Raw genomic sequence first — 4,607 nt, 5'->3', positions numbered from 1 at the left:
ATCGCCAATGAAGCGATTGTGCAGGCGCTCACTAGTAGGGCGAGTGTGGGGGTGCTTGCTTCTGAAGAAAATGAAGAGCCTATGATTGTGCACAAAGGAGATAGTGAAGCCAAATATGCGGTTGTCTTTGATCCCTTGGATGGTTCTTCCAATATTGATGTCAATGTCAGTGTGGGTACGACCTTTTCCATTTTGCGGCGTCCTGAAGGTGCAGCCGGAGATAACCCTGAAGCTTGGGTTTTGCAACCGGGTACGGAGCAGGTTGCTGCAGGTTATGTAGTCTACGGATCTTCCACCATTCTGGTGTATAGTGTGGGGCACGGAGTGCATGGGTTTACATTGGACCCTGCAATTGGCGCTTATGTTCTGAGTCATCCCAATATGACGATGCCTGATCGGGGGAAGTATTATTCAGTTAACGAGGCTAATGCGGACAGCTTTCCTGATAAATACAACAAATACTTGGCAGGCTTGAGGAACGGCCAATACGGTACGAAGTATTCTTCCCGTTACATTGGGTCAATGGTGGCTGATTTTCACAGAACTTTGCTTAAAGGCGGAGTATTTCTATATCCTCCGACCGCGGACAATGCAGAAGGAAAGTTAAGACTGCTTTATGAAGCCAATCCGGTTGCCTTCCTTGCCGAACAGGCTGGAGGGGTGGCTTTAGACGGAAAAAATCGTATGCTGGAGGTAAAGCCCACTAGTATACATCAACGAGTACCTTTAGTTGTCGGAAGTAAGGCGGAAATGGAAGATTTTGTTGCCTTGGAAGATTAGTAGATCCGGAAACAATTTACAGGATTTCAAGTAGGTCGCACTCGAAGATCAATGTATCTCCGGGCTTAATTTTACCGCCGGGTCGAGGGTTGTCTCCATAGCCAAGCTCACTTGGTATGTAGATTCTAATTTTACCACCTACTTGGGTTTTGGTAAGGCCACCAGAAAAGCCTTTAATCACCCCATTCATGGGGAAGCTGGCAGGTTCTCCCCGATCAACCGAACTGTCGAATACGGTGCCGTCCGTCAGAGTGCCGTGGTAATGCAGGCGTACGGTATCCTCCATTGTGGGTGTGGCACCTTTACCTGGCTTGAGGATTTCATAGTAAAAGCCGGTAGGGTCTTGCTTAACTCCTTCTTGGGAGGCAAGCAGAGCAAAGAATTCTTTAGCTTTTTCTTTGTTAATGAGAGCATCTTTGGCCTGTTCTGCTTGAGCAGCTTGTCGAACGGCCTGCATCTTTTCCATCATGATTGCTTGAACCTTGGGCTGAAGGGCTTGCATCTCCGCAGGAATTTTTTCGAGAGAAAATCCTTTTTTTAATCCAATTAGAATGGCTTCAACCTGAGAATCTTCAAAGCCCATCTTGTGGAGGCCAGATCCGTGTGCAATCATCATACCAATGGCTTCATAGGTTGCCTGGTCAGGAAGGACTTTAGTTTTTTCCTCAGCTGTGAGGCGAAGGCATGAGAGCCCTGTGAGCAAAACGACGGCAAGTAAGCAAGCGGTCGATCGAGAGATTAAGGAATTAGTCATCGCACAACGCTCACAGCTACGGATTTTTAGTCAACCCAGAACCTTTCCTTCTAAAATAAAAATTGAATTCTTTGTGTTTCTTGATTGGACAAATCTTAGCTCGTTGTGCAGAAGGGATTTTTACGAACTGAATATGCGAATCAATTCCTCCCTCCCGTTGTTTCTTCTAACGCTGTGCACAATTTGCACATCTATCTTTGCTCAAAGTGTTGTTTACAAAGGGGGCAATGGTCCCGGGCAGGGCAAGCACTTAGTCCTGGTGGCGAGCGATCATGAGTACCGTGCCGAGGAAACCATACCCGCACTTGCGAGAATTCTCTCAGTTCACGGTGGTTTTGATTGTACGGTTTTGTTTGGGGTTACTGATCAGGGAGAAATCCAAGCTGGGATATCGAACATTCCTGGCTTGGAAGTTTTACAAAAAGCAGACGGGCTGGTCTTTTTTGTACGTTTTTTGGCCCTTCCTTCCGAACAGATGAAGCATCTTGACGACTATTTTGGCCGGGCTGGTCCAGTGGTCGGGCTTCGTACTTCGACGCATGCTTTTAAATATGACAAGAACCGGGCCAATGATCCCTATGCTAAGTACAGCTTTCGTTATACAGGTAAAGAATACAATGGTGGCTTTGGAGAACAGATACTTGGGCAGTCATGGGTGGGGCACTATGGGCAAAACCATAGGCAGAGCACCCGCATCGATCTGATTGAAGCAAAGAAAAAGCATCCGATCTTACGTGGAGTGAATAAGGTTCATGTACAGGCGGGTGGGTACAATGCCGAACCCCAAGCAGACTGGAATATTCTGACCATGGCTCAGCCCCTGATGTCGATGAAGCCAGACGGTAAAGATGATCCGCAGAAGCCACCCAAGGCAAGTGAATGGACCCGGGAGTATACTGGCAAAAACGGAAAAAAGGGGAGGGTGTTTACTTCTTTATACGGTGCCTCCCAGGATTTGCTCAATTCCGGGTACCGCCGTCTTATTTTGAACGGAATCTATTGGACGGTTGGTTTGGAGAACGAAATTAAGGCGGACTCCAAGATCGATTTTGTCGGCCCATACAATCCCACCAAGTTTGAGAACCGCGGAGAGGTCAAAGGAGTGAAGCCGCTCATGTATGCCGATTTAAACGGAGCGATTCCTGCCGATCCCAAGGCAGTTGTTCAAAAAGTTCAGTCCATCACGGCGAAGAATCAAAACATTCGCAAGGGTGCCCGTTATGTTCGGGTTGAGGTCGCGGATGATAACCGGATTCTCACCCTAAATGAAGTGGAGGTCATTAGTGGTGGGAAGAATATTGCTCCCAAGGGGAAGGCCACCCAATCGAGCACGGGGGCAGGTGGAGTCGCCTCCAGGGCAATCGATGGTAATAAAAACCCCGATTACAACAAGGGCGGACAAACCCACACCGATGGATTTGGGTCCGTTAATCCCTGGTGGGAAGTGGATTTGGGCGGTGAGTATAAAATTGATGAGGTGGAAGTTTGGAACCGTAAAGGATTTGAGTCACGGCTCAATGGGTTCACCATTCAACTATTGGATGCCAATCGTAAGCAGGTTTACAAGAGCGGAAAAACAAAAGGTGCCCAGCGTACCAAGTTTACCTTAAGGTTTAGAACCGTAATCGATTTTTTCCTCTACAACGGACAGCGTGAACCCGAGGTGGCCAAGCCCGTTTCTAAGAAGGCAGTAGTGCCTGATGGATACCGGGACGAATTACCCTTTGCTTTCAAGAAGGGGGATCGAATCGCCATTCTTGGGAATGGCTTAGCCGATCGTATGCAACATGACGGTTGGACTGAGGCTCTGCTGCAAAGTGAACTCGTTGGCCAAGAAGTAAGCTTCCGAAATATGAGCCTTTCTGGCGACCGACCCAATAGTTACCCGAGGAGTAAGGGGTTTCTTGAAATGAACGACTACCTCCGTCATGTGAAAGCGGATGCGGTCTTTGCCATGTTTGGTTACAACGAATCCTTTGATGGTGAAAAGGGTACGAGCAGGTATAAGCAGGATTTACTTAATTTCATAAAGAATATTCGTGAGACCAAAGCCAACGGGGAGAGTTTACCCCGTATTGTTTTGTTCAGTCCAATCGCATTTCAAAACTTGAAAGACCGCAACCTTCCCCGTGGAAAACTTCAAAACAGGAACCTCGCTCTCTATGCAAAAGTCACTGAGGCAGTCGCGAAAGTTACTGGAGTTGAATTTGTTGATCTTTACAATCCAACTCTGTCGCTTTTCCAAAAGACTACTCAACCACTAACAATTAACGGGGCTCACTTGAATGAGGAGGGTAACCGATTGCTTGCAGAGATCATCGCAAAGGCACTTCTTAAAAAAGAGGTGGAGGCAAAAGCTTCCCTGGAAACTCTCCGCCAGGCTGTTCTTGACAAAAACTGGCACTGGTTTAACCGCTACCGGGCTACGGATGGCAATGACATCTGGGGAAGCCGTTCCAAGTTGCGCTTTGTCGATGACCAGGCCAATGGCTTGGTTTTGCAGCATGAACTCGTCATGCTGGATGTGATGACCGCCAACCGAGACCAGAATATCTGGAAAGTTGCTCAGGGTAAAAAAAGCAAGGTGGATGACTCCAATGTGCCAGCCCCCATCAAAGTCGTCTCCAATGTGGGAGGTGGGAGCATCAGTTCGAGTGCGATCAAGGAAGGGTCCACCAAATACTTGAGTCCTAAGGAAAGTTTAAAAAGCTTGTCTGTACGCGATGATTTTGAAGTGAATTTGTTTGCTGACGAAAAGCAATTCCCTGAGCTGATCAATCCAGTGCAAATGCAGGTAGATACAAAAGGACGCCTGTGGGCCGCTGTCTGGCCAACCTATCCGATGTGGGAACCTATGCAGCCAATGAACGATGCTTTGGTAATTCTGCCCGATGACAATAACGATGGCAAAGCGGACCGGATCATTGAGTTTGCCAAAGTTCACAACCCGGTAGGTTTTGAGTTTTGGAATGGTGGAGTATTGGTTACTTCGGGTCCTGATTTACTTTTCTTAAAAGACACGGATGGAGATGATAAAGCAGATGTGCGGTATGTTATTTTGCAGGGTCTAGGT

General features: G+C 47.6%; 3 protein-coding genes. 2 read left to right on the top strand and 1 reads right to left on the bottom strand.

The window, feature by feature from the left end; all coding sequences use genetic code 11:
• On the top strand, positions 1 to 780 hold a 780-nt coding region (fbp, locus tag ACKPQ4_RS01710), incomplete at its 5' end, for a class 1 fructose-bisphosphatase (protein ID WP_407679483.1).
• A gap of 16 nt (positions 781 to 796) precedes the next feature.
• Here fbp and ACKPQ4_RS01705 read toward each other — a convergent pair.
• The gene (locus ACKPQ4_RS01705) at positions 797 to 1,534 is read right to left on the bottom strand and encodes an FKBP-type peptidyl-prolyl cis-trans isomerase (RefSeq protein ID WP_407679482.1); all 738 of its coding nucleotides are present in this window, start codon (positions 1,532 to 1,534) and stop codon (positions 797 to 799) included.
• Between ACKPQ4_RS01705 and ACKPQ4_RS01700 the strand changes: the two genes are divergently transcribed.
• A partial coding sequence (locus ACKPQ4_RS01700) for a DUF7133 domain-containing protein (protein WP_407679481.1) occupies positions 1,476 to 4,607 on the top strand: 3,132 nt, incomplete at its 3' end. The genes ACKPQ4_RS01705 and ACKPQ4_RS01700 overlap by 59 nt on opposite strands.

This window comes from Candidatus Chordibacter forsetii (assembly GCF_964187505.1).
GTDB classification, from domain to species: domain Bacteria; phylum Verrucomicrobiota; class Verrucomicrobiia; order Opitutales; family Seribacteraceae; genus Chordibacter; species Chordibacter forsetii.
Note: the sequence above shows the minus strand (reverse complement) of the source record. Positions and strands in the feature narration are given on the sequence as shown.

What these genes read in the sequence shown, in the direction of transcription:
- ACKPQ4_RS01705 (WP_407679482.1), bottom strand. Translation starts at nt 1,534, where the DNA reads ATGACTAATTCCTTAATCTCTCGATCGACCGCTTGCTTACTTGCCGTC.